The 17,272-nt window shown below is 67.4% G+C and carries 12 protein-coding genes, 1 pseudogene and 1 riboswitch; of the genes and pseudogenes, 9 read left to right on the top strand and 4 right to left on the bottom strand.

Going from position 1 to position 17,272, the window contains the following annotated elements:
• The first annotated feature begins 26 nt into the window (after positions 1–26).
• The 3 genes from NQJ30_RS11335 to NQJ30_RS11325 are packed head-to-tail and all read left to right on the top strand — an operon-like array spanning position 27 to position 3,444.
• Positions 27–797: an ABC transporter ATP-binding protein gene (locus tag NQJ30_RS11335; protein ID WP_255770076.1), complete on the top strand. Its 771-nt coding sequence runs from the start codon at positions 27–29 to the stop codon at positions 795–797.
• Entirely contained in the window at positions 794–2,815 is a 2,022-nt protein-coding gene (locus tag NQJ30_RS11330; protein ID WP_255770026.1) for a YhgE/Pip family protein, read from the top strand. Before NQJ30_RS11335 ends, NQJ30_RS11330 begins: the two co-directional genes overlap by 4 nt.
• Positions 2,812–3,444, top strand: coding sequence for a TetR/AcrR family transcriptional regulator (locus NQJ30_RS11325; protein ID WP_255770025.1), 633 nt, complete (start codon positions 2,812–2,814; stop codon positions 3,442–3,444). Before NQJ30_RS11330 ends, NQJ30_RS11325 begins: the two co-directional genes overlap by 4 nt.
• A gap of 559 nt (positions 3,445–4,003) precedes the next feature.
• Here the strand turns inward: NQJ30_RS11325 and NQJ30_RS11320 are convergent.
• The 4 genes from NQJ30_RS11320 to NQJ30_RS11305 all read right to left on the bottom strand — a co-directional run bounded on the left by NQJ30_RS11320 (position 4,004) and on the right by NQJ30_RS11305 (position 8,289).
• Positions 4,004–5,032: an EamA family transporter gene (locus NQJ30_RS11320; RefSeq protein WP_255770024.1), complete on the bottom strand. Its 1,029-nt coding sequence runs from the start codon at positions 5,030–5,032 to the stop codon at positions 4,004–4,006.
• A 27-nt stretch (positions 5,033–5,059) separates the two neighbouring features.
• Positions 5,060–5,587, bottom strand: a complete 528-nt coding sequence (locus tag NQJ30_RS11315) for a SixA phosphatase family protein (RefSeq protein WP_255770023.1) — start codon at positions 5,585–5,587, stop codon at positions 5,060–5,062.
• A gap of 185 nt (positions 5,588–5,772) precedes the next feature.
• Positions 5,773–6,639, bottom strand: coding sequence for a winged helix-turn-helix domain-containing protein (locus NQJ30_RS11310; protein WP_255770022.1), 867 nt, complete (start codon positions 6,637–6,639; stop codon positions 5,773–5,775).
• Between the two features lie 561 nt (positions 6,640–7,200).
• A complete protein-coding gene (locus NQJ30_RS11305; protein ID WP_255770084.1) occupies positions 7,201–8,289 on the bottom strand; it encodes a hypothetical protein in 1,089 nt (362 codons plus the stop codon).
• 264 nt (positions 8,290–8,553) lie between these two features.
• Here NQJ30_RS11305 and NQJ30_RS11300 point away from each other — a divergent pair, with 264 nt between their 5' ends.
• The 6 genes and pseudogenes from NQJ30_RS11300 to NQJ30_RS11275 form a co-directional block, all read left to right on the top strand.
• Entirely contained in the window at positions 8,554–9,294 is a 741-nt protein-coding gene (locus NQJ30_RS11300) for a response regulator transcription factor (RefSeq protein ID WP_255770021.1), read from the top strand.
• Between the two features lie 11 nt (positions 9,295–9,305).
• Positions 9,306–10,784 (top strand): sensor histidine kinase, encoded by a 1,479-nt coding sequence (locus NQJ30_RS11295; protein ID WP_255770020.1) that lies wholly within the window; start codon positions 9,306–9,308, stop codon positions 10,782–10,784.
• Positions 10,785–10,906: 122 nt separating this feature from the next.
• Entirely contained in the window at positions 10,907–12,328 is a 1,422-nt protein-coding gene (locus NQJ30_RS11290; protein WP_255770019.1) for a bifunctional glycosyltransferase family 2/GtrA family protein, read from the top strand.
• A complete protein-coding gene (locus tag NQJ30_RS11285; RefSeq protein ID WP_255770018.1) occupies positions 12,325–14,544 on the top strand; it encodes a glycosyltransferase family 39 protein in 2,220 nt (739 codons plus the stop codon). The genes NQJ30_RS11290 and NQJ30_RS11285 overlap by 4 nt, the downstream gene beginning before the upstream one ends.
• Positions 14,545–14,550: 6 nt before the next feature.
• The gene (locus NQJ30_RS11280) at positions 14,551–16,641 is read left to right on the top strand and encodes an ArnT family glycosyltransferase (protein WP_255770017.1); all 2,091 of its coding nucleotides are present in this window, start codon (positions 14,551–14,553) and stop codon (positions 16,639–16,641) included.
• Positions 16,642–16,856: 215 nt separating this feature from the next.
• A riboswitch (cyclic di-AMP (ydaO/yuaA leader) is annotated at positions 16,857–17,008 on the top strand.
• A 5-nt stretch (positions 17,009–17,013) separates the two neighbouring features.
• A pseudogene (locus tag NQJ30_RS11275) lies at positions 17,014–17,272 on the top strand (hypothetical protein); the annotation flags it as partial.

The following is a 17,272-nucleotide window of genomic DNA, read 5'->3' as shown; positions in this document are numbered from 1 at the left end:
AGACATACCTCGGCGGAAGGCCATCCTTGCTATTTGTCCAGCAGCTCCATGTCAGGGGCCGGCGTGACGACCTGCTTCCCCCCACCTCACTGCGCGTCAGCCGGGGCGAGCTGCTCCTGGTGGCAGCCGACCGACAGGACCAGCGGACCGCCCTCGCCCTGACCATCAGCGGGCGCATGAAACCGACCGGCGGGCAGGTCACCTGGGGCGGCCATTCGCGCATCAAAGCCCTTCGGCTCGCGAGCGCGCTGGTTGACTCCCCGGGGGTGAACGAGCCGGAGCAGCACCTCAGCGTCCGCGACCTCGTGACCGAGGACCTCGCCCTGGTCCCCCGGCGCTACCGCGGCGCGCTTCTCAGCAAACCCTGGCTCAAGGTCAACAGGTTTGAAGACATCGCGGACCTCTGGACCGAACAGCTGGCCGCCGGCAAGCGGATGGAGCTGCTGACGGCCTTGGCGCTGGCCAACCCCAACGCCGATCTTTTGGTGGTGGACTCCCCCGACAGGCACAGCGCCAATGTTGCGGACTGGCTGCCGCGGCTCCAGGAGCTGGCGTACGACGGCGGCCGGCCACTCGCCGTCGTCGCTACCGTCACTGCCCTCCCGGACTCGTGGACCGGACCGGCCGCCGTGATCGGCAACGAGGTCCGGGCGGCGGAGGAACCAGCCGCCACCCCGGAAGCCGCCCCGGAATCTGCACCGGCTCAGTCGGCACCGGCCCGGCCTGCATCGATCAACGAACCTGACCCGGCTTACGAACCGGAAACCCTCCTACTCGAAACCGAGGATGCCAAGTGACTGTGCTGCGGCTGGCCCGCTCCGAACTCAAGCGGATGACCGGCGGTTTGCTGCCAAAACTGACCATCCTGGCGCTGGCCATGGTGCCGTTGCTGTATGGCGCCGTGTACCTCTACGCCAACTGGAACCCCTACGGGAACCTGAACCAGATCGATGCCGCCCTGGTGGTGGAAGACTCCGGGGCCACGGCGGCTGACGGCACCGAACTCCATGCCGGCACTAAGGTGGCAGACGGGCTGATCAGCGGCCATGTCTTCAACTGGAAGCCGGTGGCCACCACCGCGGAGGCCGACGCCGGCGTCAGCAGCGGCCAGTACGCGTTTGCGCTGAAGATCCCCCAGGACTTCTCCGCCAACCTCGTCTCACCGGGCAGCTTCGATTCCGCGAGCCAGGCCATGCTGAACGTCACCACCAACGATGCCAACAACTACCTGCTGAGCACCATCGTGGACAAGCTGACCACCTCGGTTCACACCACCGTTGCCAAGGAGGTGGGTGAAGAGACTGCAAATCAGCTCCTGACCGGCTTTGGCACCATCCACGCCCAAATGCTCAAGGCGGGAGACGGTGCCGGCCAGCTGGCCGACGGCGTCGCCACCCTCCGCGACGGAGCCGGCACACTCCACGCGGGGACCACCGAACTCAGCAATGGTGCCGCGGCGCTCTACGCCGGACAACTGAAGCTGCGCGATGGGGCGAACCAGCTGACCGACGGCGCCGGGCAACTCAGCAGCGGCCTCACCCTCCTGAAGGACAAGACCGCAACACTCCCCACGGACACCCAGACACTGGCCAACGGGGCCGCAAGCGTGGCTGCCGGGAACGCCCAGTTGAATACCAAGGTCCAGAACGTTGCCACCCAGCTCGACGCCGCGGATAAGGGGCTCCGCGCACGCGTTGAAACCGCCGCCCTCTCAAGTTTGACCCCTGAGGAAGCGACAAAGCTGATGAACGCGTTCGACTCCACGGCAGCCTCCAGCCCGGTGGCCGCCGCGAAGGCCACCCTTCAGGGCGACGCCGCCCAGATCCAGCAACTCTCAGACGGCGCCACGGCCGTGAGTGTGGGCGCCGCCCAGCTTGCCTCGGCCACGCCTGCCTTGAAAAACGCCGTGGCGCAGGCTTCGGGCGGCGCGGACCAGCTTCACACCGGCGCCGCCACGCTGGCCACCGGCGAGCAGGCTGCCCTCGACGGAGCGGGCCGGCTTGCGGAAGGGGCCAAGACGGTGGACGCCGGTGCGGGGCAGCTTGAGGCCGGCGCTGTTACCGCCGCTGACGGGTCGCGGACGCTCGCCACCGAGATCGCCCGGGGCGCGGGCCAGGTACCCAACCCCGACGATTCGCAGAAGAACAGCCTGTCACAGGTGATGGCCGATCCTGTCGCCGTCAGCAACGTCTCCCAGGCCAAAGCAGACTCGTACGGCGCGGGGCTGGCGCCCTTCTTTATGACCCTTGCCCTGTGGATCGGCATCTTTATGCTGGTCCAGGCCATGCGGCCCATTACCCAGCGGGCCCTGGCGTCGAACGCCCCGGCCTGGAAAATCGCCGTCGGCGGCTGGCTTCCGTTCCTGGCCGTTTCAGCAGTCCAGGCCACCCTGCTGACCCTGGTGGTCAACCTGGCGCTGGGACTGAACCCTGCGCATCCGGTCCTCATGTGGTTGTTCATGCTGGCCGCGGCGATGGCGTTCAGCGCCATCATCCAGGGTGTGGTGGCTTTGCTGGGGTCCCCCGGCAAGCTGGTGGTGCTGATCCTGCTGGTGCTGCAACTGGTCTCCTCGGGAGGAACGTTTCCCTGGCAGACCACCCCGCAACCGCTGCACGTGGTCCACGAGGTCCTTCCCATGGGCTACGTGGTCACGGGCATGCGGCACCTCATTTACGGCGCGGACTTGTCCATGATTGTGCCCATTGTGCTGGGGCTCCTCGGCTACACCTTGCTGGGCGCCGCAATGTCCACCTTCGCGGTGCGTAAGCACAAGTACTGGACGCTCAAGACCCTCAAACCCGAGATTGCCGTATGAGCACCGTGCTGCCGGACCCTGCTGCGGCTGAGAAGAAGCTCCGGCCGGCCCGGACCAACGCCACCCGGCAAAAGCTGTTCGACGCCTCGATGGAACTGATCGGCGAACGGGGTGCCGCCGGCGTGACCGTGGACGAGATTGCTGCGGCGGCCGGCGTCTCCAAAGGCACTGTCTATTACAACTTCGGCAGCAAGTCCGATCTGATCGCCCAGCTGCTGCGGCATGGTGTGGATATCCTCAAGGCACGCCTGCTCAGTGCGGCTGCCGCCCCCGCCGCCGACCCCCTGCTGGCCATGGAGGCGATGATCGGGCAGGCCATGGACTTCATGGCCGACTATCCGTCCTTCGCGAGGCTCTGGGTCAGTGAAAACTGGCGCACCCCCAGCGTGTGGCAGGATACGTTTGCCGTGCTCAGGACCGAACTCCTGGCCGTGATCGGTGACGCCATCGAGGCCGTGGCCGCCGTTCATCCCGTTGACGGCGGCATCTCGCGCGGGAGCCTGGAGACGGCAATTTTCGGTGCCTGCTTCGTGGTGGGCCTGGACCGGGTGACCTACAACCCGGAGCGCAGCCGTGACCAAAGCGTTGCAGCAATCATGGCAATCATGCGCGGCTACGTGCTCAAGTAAGCCCGCCCTCGGGGATGATTGATCCCATGCGCCACATGGGTTTCAGCGGAAAGTTCGCCCTCATTACGGCCGTCGCCGCCCTGGGCGTGCTGGTGCTGACCGCCATCACGCTGGAGGAAGCTGTTGCGGTCACCTTTTTGGGGCTCGCGGCAGTTTCGTATGTGGCCGCGGTGGCCGAACTCCTGGTGCGGCGCCGCCATGTTGCCCTGGTGGCCACCGGGGTGGGCAGCAGCCTGACGGTTGCTTTTTCGCTGGCCTTCCTCAGTACGTGGGAGCTGGCTTTCGTGAATCAGTCGACCATCATCGGCACGCCACTTCCCACTGATGATCCCGATAATTACTTCTTCTGGGCCGCCGCCTCGGCCGGCGCCACCATGGTGGTGCTGTTCCTGGGGGCAGTCTGGCCGCCAGGGCACCGGCTGGGGGCCGGGCGCCGTCCGGTTGCCGGCAGCAGCCGCAGGCGCACGCCCTCAATGGGCGGCCCTTCGGCGCGGGCCACGCCGGCCGGGCGCAGGCCCGCAACCCGGAACACGGCTGTCCGCAGCCCCGGGGCAAGCGCTCAGCGTGCCTCCGGCTCCCGTGCGCCGGCCAGGTTGCCGGCGGCGGCAGCCAAGCGGCCGCCGTCGTCCGCTTCCCCGGCACGTAAGCCGGACCCCAAACCCGTGCCCCCGGCGGCACCCAAGTCCGGCGCAAAAACGACGTCCCGGCGCTGACGCGGCCTGCCTCCTCCGGTGAGCACCGCCGTCGCCACCCCGCCCAGGAGCAGTGCGCCGCCGGCCAGTTCCGCCGGCGTCGGGACCTCGGCCAGAATGAGCCACGCAGCGCTCATTCCCACCACGGGGACCAGAAGAGTGAAGGGAACAACGGCCGACGACGGGTAGCGGGCCAGCAGCCGGTTCCAGATTCCATACCCCACCATTGATCCGAAGATCGCCGTGTACAGTGCGCTGGCGATGGTGACCGGCTGCAGGTGGGCCAGCGTGCCGAGCACCGCATCGGGTCCATCCACCAGGAGCGAAAGCCCGGCGAGTGGCAGCGGAACAACAGCGCCGGACCAGACCACCAGTCCCAGCCCCGACGCCGCCTTGGCCCGGCGGACGATCACGTTGCCTGCGGCCCAGGACAGCGCTGCGCCCAGCACAATGATCAGCGGCAGCAGGGGCGCCACGGCGCTGCGGCCCGCGGCCACCACTCCCAGCCCGGCGACGCCCAGGCCAACCCCGAACAGCTGGCTGCGGCTGGGCCGCTCCTTCAGGAACCCGGCCGCTAGGAGCACCGTCAGCAGCACCTGCGCCTGGAGCACCAGCGAGGCCAGTCCGGCCGGCATGCCCAGCGCCATGGCCAGGTACAGGAGGCCGAACTGGCCGGCGCTCATAAAGAGTCCGACGCCGGCGATCGTCTCCCAGCCCACGTCCGGCTTCCGGACGAAAAAGATCAGGGGAAAGACCACCAGGACAAACCGCATGGCGACGAACAGCAGCGGCGGGACGTCCTCGCCGTCCGGGTGCAGGCCCAGGTCGATGGCGACGAAGTTAACGCCCCAGAGGACGGCGACCAGCAGGGCCAGAAGGGAGTGTCTAAGGTTCACCGTTCAACTCTGACAGACTGCCGTGCGTTAGTGCGCGCGGGGAACCTTGAATTTGGTGATCCGGGCGTCCTGGCCGTCGAGTTCGGCCCAGGTTTTTTCCGTTTCCAGCACCGTGAGGGCGCTGGTGGGGTAGCGTGTGGCGGCGTCCATGTAGGCATCGTGGTTCGAGTCCCGTGACGCCAGGTGCATGGCAAGGTCCTGGACTCCGGGCATGTGCGAGATGAGCATCAGCGTGGTGACGGTGTCCGGCACATGGTTGACCACGGTGAGCATGCGCAGCGCGGAGGCGGCGTAGAGACCGTCCTCAAGTTTCGGCGTCGGGGCCTTATCCCCCAGCTCGGCGCACACCCATGTGCAGGTCTGCCGGGTGCGCAGGGCGCTGGAGCAGAGGATGAAGTCCGGGAAGATGCTGTGCTTAACCAGCCATTTCCCGGCCAGCGGCGCCTCGCGGTGCCCGCGCTCCTCCAACGGCCGCTCATGGTCCGCGACGCCGCCGGGCCAGTCAGCCTTGGCATGGCGCATGATCACCAGGCGTTTGATGTGGTGGTCACTCATGCCCCAAGCCTAACGCCAGCAGAACCCAGCCCGCCGCCGTCGTCCCCAACCAACAGCCGCGGAGACCAATGCTCACTGGCCCTTACGCGCGAAAGATGCATCTCGCGTAGTGCCGCATCGCCGACTGAGGAACGAAGGAGGTGTCTAAGGCACGGCGAGATGCCGCTTTCGCGCGTGGCAGAAGGCTAGATCGAGTATTCCGGAGCGGCCCAGACCACTACTTCGGGGTGCTCGTAGAAGCGGTATCCCTGGCCGCGGACGGTGCGCACGGTGTTGGCCAGGCGGCCGAGCTTGGAGCGGAGCCGGCGGATGTGGACGTCGATGGTGCGCTCGTTGGGTACTTCCTCGGCGTTGCGCCACAGGCCTTCGAGCAGTTCATCGCGGCCGACGGTGCGGGTGCCGTTCTCGACGAGGTAGTTGAGGAGTTCGAATTCCTTGAAGGTCAGGTTCAGGGATTCGCCGTCGAGGTGGACTTCGCGGCGGGCCAGGTCGATGAGGACGCCGGAGGGGCGGGGCTCCGCGGCCTGCTGCAGCCGTGCAGTTTCAGTGCGCTTCTGGGCATTGACGGTGGGGTCGCCGAAGGTGGAACGGACGACGTCGAGCGCGGAACCGGGGGTGCCGGCCGGGGCCATGGCCACTGCAGCGTAGCTTTCAGCACCGGTCACGAGGGACTGCGCGTAGGCCCGGATTTCCTGGGCCAGCTTGGCGATGGAGGTGCCGGCAGCCGCCGCGGTCTCCTCGTCGATGCCCATGTAGAGAACAAACCCCCGGGCGACGTTGTCGTTCGCGGTGGGGCGGGCCGCGTTGTTCCCTGCTACAACCGGCGTCGGCGCGGTGAGCGGCGCAGCGTCGTTGGGCTGCACGGCGCGGAGCTGGCCGTAGGAGTTGGGGTTGTAGCCCTGGGGCACGTACCCGGGAGCGGGGAAACTGGTTCCGGCAGCGCCCGGTGCGAACGCCTGGCGGGTACCAAAACCTTGCCGGAGCCCGGAAGCCTGGCTGGGCTTACCTGCGTTACGGACGGAGATGTGGACGTATCCGGATGCAACTGACATGAATGCTTACCTCAAATGTGAATGGCCGTCATTGCGGCTCGAATGCTTGGTTGCCCGCAATAAAAATCTGGATGGGCGCCCGTCTCTGGACTGGGGAGGCGAATGCCTAAGAACTTCGTGGGTTTGAAGGTCAGGCGTGCATTCGACAACAGCGCATGTCGGCAGCAGCGGATGTGCTGGGCCAATATTCTGCGGCTGCAGTTGCTGTTGAGTTCTTGTTCACAATTCAAAGTGTGCAACGTAACAATGAAAACTTGCAAGTAACAAAGGGGCTGCTTGTCCGCATCGTGAGACGAATGGACAATAATGTGCGTCGTATCACAATTCGGCAAGCAGGCTTCTAATTATCCAAATTTGCGCCCGGCGGCCTACAAGCCGCTCATGGACGAATTTAATTCGATGATGGGTTCCTTCTTAGAATCCATCGAAACTTCACGCGCTTGACGTAAAATCGCAGCATCGCGAGCCGCTCTTGTCCAATCCCCGACAGGATTTCCGGCACGCCGGCACCATTCGGAGCGCCGCTTCGCCCTCCCGGCCGGCGGGAAGGTCCCGCCGGCCCTAGTTCGTGGTAGTTTCCGAATTCGGGGTGGTGGAGTTGGGCGTGGTGGACGTGCCGGAGTTCGGGCTGGTTCCCGAATTCGGGGTGGTGGATGTGCCGGACGTGGCCAGCTGGATGGATTCAGCCGTGTAGGTATCGACATCCTTCACGGCCGTCACGCGGACGCTGGCGCCGGCGGCGACGTCAGAGAGGCTGAGGGTGCTGCCAGCCGCGTTCCCGCGCTGCCGCATTCCCGCCGACACCTGGACGCTGGCGCCGACAGCGTAGGTACGGGTGAAGCCGTCGTCGCTTTTGACGGTCAGGGAACTCCCCGAGACGCTGGTGACGGTTCCCGTCTGGCCTGCCATGGAGACGTAGTTGGAGCCCTGGAGGATGACGTACTCCGAATGGATGGCGGCCGTGAGGCCGCCCATTCCCATGCCCAGACCGCCGGGGCCGCCGTCCATTCCCCCGGCGGCACCTCCGGGACCGGTCATGCCGTTCTGGCTACCCGGACCAAACTGGCCCTGGCCGGCACCTGGGCTGCCCGCAGCGCCCTGGCTGCCGGCCGCGCCCTGGCCGTCGGCAGCTGCTGCCGCGCTCGAACTGTTCCCGGCCGCATAGGCGCCGGCGCCTGCTGCGGCAGCAACAACCACCGCCACGCCTCCGACAACGACGCCCTTCCTGGCTGTCCAGGTCCTGTTTCCTCGGGTTCCCGAGGGAGCCTGCGGCGCGGACTGCCGGGGCGCGCCCCAACCGGTCCCGATGTTCCCGCCCTGGCGAGCTTCCGGCGTCGTGCCCCAGGCCGGCGCAGACTGGGACGGAGCGGACTGGGCAGGAGCGGACGGTTCCGGAGCACCCCAACCTTGGCCCGGCTGGTTTTGCGGCGCAACAGGCTGGCCGTCCCAGCCCGGAGTCCCCGCGTGGGGCGCGGTCTCCTCCGGCGTTCCTTCCCACCTGGCGGCAGGCGTCCCCTCCGAGACCGCGGCGGGGGTGCCTTCCCAGACCGGGGCAGGCTGGCTGTGGCCGTCCTCCTCCCGTCGCTGTGGCTGTCCGTCGCCGGCCGCGGCACCGGGGACGGGGACGGGCCGGTTATTCTGCTGATCCATGGCTTGTCTCCAAAGGAAGTTGATGTTGCTGGTTGCGATTGTCCGACCAGCGTCCGCCGCTTTGCTGTGCTCCTGCTGTGCGGCAGGGCCAACCTGCCTGTGACCTGGACCTGTGAGTTGGACCTGTGACCTGGACCGGTGACATGGGCCGGTTACGGCGCCCGCTGCGTACCGCCACTCCGGGCAGGTGGCTACGCTGGAACTCACAGCACGCACACAGGAACCGCAAAGCACCGACACACCGGCAGATCAGAGAGTTGTCCCATGGCATCCCCGCACTCCATGACCAACAACCTTCCGCAGCTCACGCACCCGGACGGCTCGCCGATCCGTGCCCTCGTGGTGGACGACGAACCCAGCCTGTCCGAGCTCATGAGCATGGGCCTGCGCATGGCCGGCTGGTCAGTGGCCATCGCCGCGGACGGCCCGGCTGCCGTCAAGGCCGCCAAAGACTTCCACCCGGACGTCCTGGTGCTGGATGTGATGCTGCCGGGGTTCGACGGCGTGGAGCTGCTGGGCAGAATCCGCGCCTTTGCGCCGGAGGTACCGGCGCTTTTCCTCACCGCCAAGGACGATGTCCAGGACCGGATCGTCGGGCTGGCCGCCGGCGGCGACGACTACGTCACCAAACCTTTCAGCATGGAGGAGGTCCTGCTGCGCCTGCACCGCCTGGTGCAGCGCTCCGGTGTGGCCGCCATGGACACCGCGGAACTGGTGGTGGGCGACCTGACCCTGAACGTGGACACCCGGGAAGTCACCCGGGCCGGCGACGGGATCCAGCTGACGGCAACGCAGTTTGAACTCTTGCGCTACCTGATGGAGAACCCCCGGCGCGTGGTCAGCAAAGCCCAGATCCTGGACCAGGTGTGGGACTACGATTTCGGCGGGCAGGCCAACATCGTGGAGCTGTACATCTCCTACCTGCGCAAGAAGATCGAGGCCAACCACCCGCCGATGATCCACACCGTGCGCGGCGCCGGCTACGTCATCAAGCCTGCCGATTAGCCGGGGACCGCATGTCCGCTCTTTCCGGTGTTCCCCGGCAATCCGGCCGATACTGGCTGAACCCCTCCACCTGGCACCTTCGCACGCGCCTTATTCTGCTTTCAATGGCCCTGCTGGTGGCCATCTCCGGCGCCATCGGCGTGGTCAGCTACGCGTCCATGGACGTGGTGCTGACCAACCAGCTGGACGCGCAGCTGATGCTGGCGTCCCGCGGCCGCCCACCGGAAGGCAACCCGTCGGGGCGTCCCGACCCGCTCGATGCCCGCGGGCAGAGTGTGGGAACCCTCAACGCACGGGTCGTGAGCGGGCAGGTCAGCAAAGAAGCAGGTTTCCTGTCATCGGACGCGACCCGCACGCCGTTGACGTCCCATGACGTCGCCGTCCTGCAGGCGCTGCCCCACACCGGCGGCCCGGTGGACCGGGAGCTCTCCAACGGAGACTATCGGCTGCTGGCCACCTCGACCCCCTTCGGCGACGTCGTCATCACCGGCCTGCCGCTGGCGACAAAACAAAGCACCGAAGCCTCGCTGGTGCTGACGATGGTGCTGGTATCGCTGGGCGGGCTTCTCGTGATCGGACTCGCGGGGACAGCGCTGATCCGCCGCACCATGCGCCCGCTGGAGAAGCTTTCCGACGTCGCCACGAAGGTTTCCAAGCTGCCACTCGACGCCGGTGAGGTGGCCCTCGCAGTCCGGGTGCCGCCGTCGGCCGCCCATCCCAGCACGGAGGTGGGCAGCGTTGGACACGCACTGAACCTCATGCTGGATAACGTCTCCAGCGCGCTGGAAGCGCGCCAACGCAGCGAGACGAAGGTGCGCCAGTTCGTGGCTGACGCATCCCACGAGCTGCGCACCCCGCTGACAGCCATCCGCGGCTACACAGAGCTTTTGCGGATGACGGAGACGTTCACCGAGGACGGCCGCAAATCGCTGGGGCGGGTCCAGAGCCAGTCCGAGCGCATGACCACACTGGTGGAGGACCTGCTGCTGCTGGCCCGGCTGGACGAAGGCAGGGCTCCCGAGACCACCGATGTGGACCTTACCCAACTGGTGGTTGAGACCGTCAGCGACGAAAAAGTGATGGCCCCGGACCACGTCTGGCAGCTGAAGCTCCCTGCCGAACCCATCACCGTCCGGGGCGACAACACCCAGCTCCACCAGGTCTTGGCCAACCTGCTCTCCAACGCACGCAAACACACACCGGCCGGCACCACGGTGGCCGCGGGCGTGATGCGCTCAGCCGATGGCAGCATCGTGGTCACAGTCACCGATGACGGCCCGGGCATACCGGCCGAGTTCCAGGGCAGGATCTTCTCGCGGTTCGCCCGCGCGGACGCCGCCCGCTCCGGCTCGGAGGGCTCGTCCGGGCTGGGTCTCTCCATCGTGGAGTCAATAGTCGAGGCCCACGGCGGGAGTGTTGAACTGACCTCACGGCCGGGCCGGACGGAGTTCGCCATCCGGTTGCCCGGATCCAAGGTTGCCGCAGCCTGAATCCGGCGGCCTGAGTCCAGGCGGCGGGTGATAAACCCCGCGGACTAGCCCCAGGCGACTTACACAGGCACGTCACAGGTTGCGCCTAAAGCCCTCAAATGAGCCGGCGTCACTGTTGATTTATGACGCTCACCGACTCCACTTCAGGAACACTGCCGGACGCCGCAGTGGCGCTGCAGGGGCTGCCATCCCCGCGGCCCGCCGGACGGCGCGCCGCCGTGGACACGCGCACCGCCGTCCCGGTCCTCGATGTCACCATCCCCGTCTTCAACGAAGAGCGTGACCTGGCGGAGTGCCTCCACCGGCTCCACACCCACCTTCAGCAGTCCTTCCCGCACAACTTCCGTATTACAGTGGCGGACAACGCCAGCACGGACGGAACCCTGAAGATCGCCGAACGCCTGGCCAGGGAGCTTCCGGAACTCGTGGTGGTCCACCTCGGCGAAAAGGGACGCGGCAATGCGCTGCGGAAAGTGTGGCTGGCGTCGCCGTCGCCGGTCCTCGCCTACATGGACGTGGACTTGTCCACCGATCTCGCCGCGCTGGCGCCCCTCCTCGCTCCGCTGATCTCGGGGCATTCCGACCTCGCGATCGGGACGCGGCTGACCCGCAATTCGAGGGTTGTCCGGGGGCCAAAGCGGGAAATCATCTCGCGCAGCTACAACCTCATGCTCCACTCGTTCATGGGTGCGAAGTTCAGTGACGCGCAGTGCGGCTTCAAAGCCATCCGGGCCGACGTGGCACAGCGGATCCTGCCCTACACCCTGGACAACTCGTGGTTCTTCGATACGGAGCTCCTGGTCCTCGCCGAACGCTGCGGCCTGCGCGTCCATGAGGTCCCGGTTGACTGGATCGACGATCCGGATTCGAGCGTCGATGTGGTGCGCACCGCCGTGGCCGACATGCGCGGCATGGCCCGCCTGACCCGGGACCTGGTCTCCGGCCGGATCCCAGTGCCGGAACTACGCGCCGCCCTCGCCCGCGGTCCGCTGCCCGCATCTTCCCGGGCTGTCGAGCAGACGCGGGTGGGCAGCCTCTTTGGCCAGCTGGTGAGGTTCGGATTCATCGGCGCAGCGTCCACCCTTGCCTATCTGGCCATCTTCCTGTTCGGCCGCGGATTCATGGACCCCCAGCTGGCCAACTTTGTGGCCCTGCTCATCACCGCAGTGGCCAACACGGCCGCGAACCGGCGTTTCACCTTCGGCATCCAGGGCGGCAATCCGGTGCGGCACCATTTCGAGGGACTGATCGTCTTCGGCATCGGCCTGCTGCTCACCTCCGGTGCCCTCGCGCTGGTGCACAGTACGACGACGCCCGACCGTTGGGTGGAAGTCCTCACCGTGGTGGGTGCGAACCTCGCCGCTACCGCCATCAGGTTCCTGCTGTTCCGGCTCTGGGTTTTCCGCGGCCCGGCAGCGCCTGCGTCTCCCGCATCGACCCCTTCGCCCGGGGCGCCTGCAAACGGTGCGCCCGGGCCTGCAGCGCAGCCCGCGGTTCCAGCAGCCGCGGCCCCGTCCACTTCGAAAGAAACGGCAGCATCATGACTTCCACCTTCACGCCTACAGACGCTGGCTCGGCCGCGGTTGCGCCGCCGAATGCCCCTTCAGGGCAGGACACCGCTGCACTTTCCGGACAGGTGCACTCCGGGCATGCCTCTCCCGGGCATGCACAATCCGGGCATGCCCCTTCCGGCAGTTCCGTTCCCGGCGCCGCGGGTCCCCAAAGCCGGTGGACCCGGTACGCCTTCGGGAGCCAGCCGCGCTGGGTCCGGCCTTCGGCGGCGGGCCTCCTGGTGGCCACGGCCGTCCTGTACCTGTGGAACCTCGCGGCCACCGGATACGGCAACTCCTTCTACGCCGCGGCCATCCAGGCCGGAACGAAAGACTGGACGGCGTTCCTCTTCGGTTCCCTCGACGCCGGTAACGCCATTACGGTGGACAAACCCCCGGCCGCACTGTGGATCCCTGCACTCGCGGGCAGAATCTTCGGCTTCTCGTCGCTGAGCATGCTGGTCCCCGAGGCACTCATGGGGGTGGCCGCCGTCGGCATCCTGTATCTGACGGTCAAGCGCATCTCCGGACCGGGGGCCGGCCTGCTGGCGGGCGGCGCTCTGGCGCTGACGCCCGTGGCGGCGCTGATGTTCAAGTTCAACAACCCGGACGCCATGCTCACCCTTTGCCTGGTCCTCGCCGCGTACTTCACCACGCGGGCCATTGAGCGGGCGGGCTGGAAGTGGCTCGTGGCCGCCGGCGCAGTGGTGGGTCTTGCCTTTCTCACCAAGATGCTGCAGGGATTCCTCATTGTCCCTGCCCTGGGTGTGGCCTATCTGTGGGCGGCGCCCACCACTTTGGGCCGGCGGCTCTTGCACCTGCTCGGCGCGCTGGGCGGCATCGTTGTAGTGGCCGGCAGCTATGTGGCGCTGTTCCAGCTGACGCCTGCGTCCGCGCGGCCCTATATGGCAGGCTCAACCACCAACAGTTTCCTGGAACTGACCTTCGGCTATAACGGCTTGTCCCGCATCACCGGCTCCGGAGAGGGAATGCCGGGCGGCGTCGCCGATGCCCCCGGGGCGGGCGGTGTTGCAGGCGGCTTTGGCGGCGGAAACGGCGGGTTCGGCGGGGCCGCCGGCTTGCTGCGCATGTTCGGCACCAGCTTCGGCGGCGAAGTTTCCTGGCTGTTGCCGGCGGCGCTGGTCCTGCTGGCAGCAGGCCTGTGGTTCACCCGCAGGGAAGTCCGCACGTCCCGTACGCGGGCTGCACTGATTCTGTGGGGCGGCTGGCTCCTGGTCACCGCCGGCGTCTTCAGTTTCATGAGCGGCATCGTCCATCCCTACTACGCCGTGGCACTGGCGCCGGCAATCGCGGCCCTGGTGGGCATCGGGTCCGCGGAGCTGTGGCGTGGCCGCGCCTACTGGCCGGCCCGGATCGTCCTGGCTGGGGTCATCCTTGGCAGCTCCATCTGGTCCATGGTGCTGCTGGGCCGCGATGCGTCCTGGCTCCCTTGGCTGGGCATCGTGACGGTTGTCCTCGGCGTCCTGGCCGCTGCGGCGATTGTCCTTCGGCTCGACTCCCTTGGCACCGCAGGCAGGTTCCGGCACGCGGGTGCCGCCGCCGTCGTCGTTGTGTCCCTCCTTGCGGGAGGCGCAGGCACCGGTGCCTGGACGCTGGCGACTGCTGCCGCCGCGCACTCGGGCTCCATCCCGACGTCGGGCCCCGCGGGCTCCTCGGCGGGCGGCTTCGGGAACCGGGCCGCCGGTTTCCCGGACGGTGCTTTCCGGGGTGACCGGAGCGGCACCGGAGCTGCCACCGACGGTGCAGCGGCAGGTCCTGGCCGCACTGACCCCGGCGCTGCGGCAGGTTCCGGCGGGGCTGGTGGCCCTGGCGGTGCAGCCGGTCCCGGCGGGGAAGGTTCGGCGGACTCCGCAGTGACGGCGTTGCTCTCCGCCACCACCACCAAGTGGTCGGCGATCGTCTCCGGCGCCACCCAAGCGGCCAGCCTGGAACTCGCAACCAACACCAGCGTCATTGCCCTCGGCGGCTGGAACGGCGGCGATCCGTACCCGACGCTCGCGCAGTTCCAGGACTTGGTGTCCAAGGGACAGATCGGCTACTTCATCGCAGGCGGCGGAATGGGCGGCGGTGGCATGGGCGGCGGGGCCATAGGCGGCCGCGGCGGCAACTCCGAGGTGGCTGCGTGGGTGCAGGCCAACTTCCAGGCCCAGACCGTGGGCAACTCAACCGTGTACGCGCTGACGAAGTAGTACGCCATGGCCATCCACTTTTCCCACCAGGCCGCCGGCGAGCGCCAGGAGGCAACGGGCCTGAACGCCGCCCGCCCCCGACGTCTCCGGGAGCATGTGGAGTTGGCGGTGGTTTTGGTGGCCACGGCGGTGCTGTACCTCTGGAACCTCGGAGCCTCCGGCTGGGCCAATGCGTTCTATTCCGCGGCGGCCCAAGCCGGATCGCAGGACTGGACCGCCTGGTTCTTCGGTTCCTCAGACGCCGCCAATTCCATCACGGTTGACAAGCCTCCGGCCTCGCTGTGGATCATGGGCCTGTCGGTCCGCCTCTTCGGCCTAAGCTCATGGAGCATCCTGGTCCCTGAAGCGATCATGGGGGTAGCCACGGCCTGGCTGCTGTATCTCGCGGTGCGACGTGCGGCGGCGCCGGCCACCGGTGATTCCCGGCTGGCGCACCGGGCCGGCCTGCTGGCGGCAGTGGTCCTGGCCGTCACGCCGGTGGCCACGCTGATGTTCCGGTTCAACAATCCCGACGCCCTGCTGGTCCTGCTCATGACGGCCTCCGGATACGCCACGCTACGGTCCGTCCAGGACGGCAGGCTGCGCTGGCTGATGCTGGCCGGTGTGTTCCTGGGCTTCGGCTTTCTGGCCAAGCAGCTTCAGGTACTCCTGGTGCTGCCCGGTTTTGCGGTGGCCTACGCTGTGGCGGCGCCGCGAGGATTCGGCCGGCGTCTGCTCCACCTGGCGGCGGCGGGCGGAGCCATGCTGGTCGCGGCCGGCTGGTGGCTCCTCGCGGTGGAGCTGACGCCCGCGGACCTGCGGCCCTATATCGGCGGTTCGCAGAACAACTCGATCCTTGAGCTCACGCTCGGCTACAACGGTTTGGGCCGCCTGACCGGCGACGAAACCGGGAGCGTGGGCGGCGGCAACGGGTGGGGCGTGCCCGGCCTGCTGCGGATGTTCAACAGCGAATTCGGCGGCCAGATTGCGTGGCTGCTGCCCTCCGCCCTGCTCCTAGCCGCGGGCCTGTTGTGGGTGGGCCGGCACGCACCGCGCACGGACGCCGTCCGCGCCTCGGTTATGGTGTGGGGCTCGTGGGTGCTGGTGACCGGGCTGGTGTTCAGTTTCATGGCGGGCATCATCCACCCGTACTACGCGGTGGCGCTGGCGCCCGGCATCGCCGGGCTGGCCGGGCTGGGCAGTGTCCTTCTCTGGCAGCACCGGCGGCAGGCTGTCGCGGCTTTGCTGCTCTCCGCCGCCGTGGCAGCGGCGGCATTCATGGCCTTCGCCCTGTTGGGTACCACCTCCGCATACGGTCCGTGGCTCCGCTGGCTGGTTCTGGCTGGCGGGCTTGCCGGCGCCGCGGGGGTGCTGTTCGGCAGGTACCTGAGGATCGGTTTTGTGCAGCGCACGACGGCGGTCCTCGCCGTCGCTGCCTCCCTCGCCGGACCGCTGGCCTTCTCGCTGTCCACGGCGGCCGTGGCCCATAGCGGAGCGATCGTCAGTGCCGGACCGGCGACGACCACCGGCGGTTTCCGTCCGGGCGGCGCTGCGGCCGGCGGCATCGGCGGCCCGGGCGGGACCCGCAACGGTTTCGGCCCCGGACAGGGTAATACCGGACAGGGCAGCACCGGCGACGGTAATACCGCGCAGGGTGGCACCGGACAGGGTAATACCGGACAGGGCAGCACGTCCCAGGGCTTCCAGCGGCCGGGGTCACAGGGCAGCACCGCCGGCGGTAACCGGCAGGCCGGCGGGATGGGCGGACTCCTCGGAGCAACCACACCGTCTCCTGAACTTGTTGCCGCATTGAAAAGTGGCGCTTCCGGCTACACGTGGGCGGCCGCCGTCGTGGGTTCCAACAACGCTGCGGGTTACCAGCTGGCCACGGAATTGCCGGTCATGGCCGTGGGCGGTTTCAACGGAACGGACCCCTCCCCCACCGTTGCCCAATTCCAGGACCTGGTGACGCAGGGTAGGATCCATTACTTTATTGCCGGCGGGAATATGCCCTCCGGCACCGGTTCGGACGCGCCAGCCCTGATAGCCGAGTGGGTGGCGGCCAACTTCCCGTCGCAGACCATCGGCGGCACCACGGTATACGCCCTGGCCGGGTAGAAAAGGTACGGTCTGCGCGCGCCGGACATCACAAAACGGAAGCCAACCACGACCATCCAATCACGCAGATGACGATTTGCAATCCGCACAAGGCAACACGCCGTCGTCGTGATGCTCGTTACCAAAATGTGACTTAAGCGGTGAGCTCCTGTACCGTCGATATGGTGTGGTTCCCGTTCGGGCCACATATCCGGATGACGCCAAGCTCTGCCGCTTCCCGGATTCCGCTCAGACCAGGCAGAGGCGGGGGACCCAGAGTCCCGGGCTTTTTTATTTGCCCTTGGGGTGAAGCCAGCACGTGATGTTCCGTGTGGCCGGATGCCCTCATCCGAACCCGACAGCTAACTCCGCAGGTGTGAGAGGCGATCCATCATGTCTGAATTCAAGGTACAAACACGCCCGCAGCGCGGGGCGCACAAACTTCACAAGCGAATTCCGTCGCTGGGACAGCGCGCCGCCGTGATCGGCACGGCCTGCGCCCTTCTGGTCGGGCTGGGTGCAGCCGGCCAGGCATCAGAGTCCAACACAATGACAGCAGCCAGCGACACCCGGCAACTGTCCACCGCGGATGCCGAGTCCAAGCTGAGCATGGAAAAGGCCGAGATGTTGGCCAATCCCGCGCCGGCACCGG

Source organism: Pseudarthrobacter sulfonivorans (genome assembly GCF_024391045.1).
Taxonomy (GTDB): domain Bacteria; phylum Actinomycetota; class Actinomycetes; order Actinomycetales; family Micrococcaceae; genus Arthrobacter; species Arthrobacter sulfonivorans_B.
The sequence above is the reverse complement of the archived record's forward strand: the minus strand, read 5'-3'. Positions and strand labels throughout refer to the sequence as shown.

Bases quoted from the DNA above. Each gene is read 5' to 3' on its own strand.
- NQJ30_RS11280 (WP_255770017.1), top strand. From the start codon at position 14,551: ATGGCCATCCACTTTTCCCACCAGGCCGCCGGCGAGCGCCAGGAGGCA.
- NQJ30_RS11290 (WP_255770019.1), top strand. From the start codon at position 10,907: ATGACGCTCACCGACTCCACTTCAGGAACACTGCCGGACGCCGCAGTG.
- NQJ30_RS11325 (WP_255770025.1), top strand. From the start codon at position 2,812: ATGAGCACCGTGCTGCCGGACCCTGCTGCGGCTGAGAAGAAGCTCCGG.
- NQJ30_RS11295 (WP_255770020.1), top strand. From the start codon at position 9,306: ATGTCCGCTCTTTCCGGTGTTCCCCGGCAATCCGGCCGATACTGGCTG.
- NQJ30_RS11305 (WP_255770084.1), bottom strand. From the start codon at position 8,289: ATGGATCAGCAGAATAACCGGCCCGTCCCCGTCCCCGGTGCCGCGGCC.
- NQJ30_RS11310 (WP_255770022.1), bottom strand. From the start codon at position 6,639: ATGTCAGTTGCATCCGGATACGTCCACATCTCCGTCCGTAACGCAGGT.
- NQJ30_RS11300 (WP_255770021.1), top strand. From the start codon at position 8,554: ATGGCATCCCCGCACTCCATGACCAACAACCTTCCGCAGCTCACGCAC.
- NQJ30_RS11315 (WP_255770023.1), bottom strand. From the start codon at position 5,587: ATGAGTGACCACCACATCAAACGCCTGGTGATCATGCGCCATGCCAAG.
- NQJ30_RS11285 (WP_255770018.1), top strand. From the start codon at position 12,325: ATGACTTCCACCTTCACGCCTACAGACGCTGGCTCGGCCGCGGTTGCG.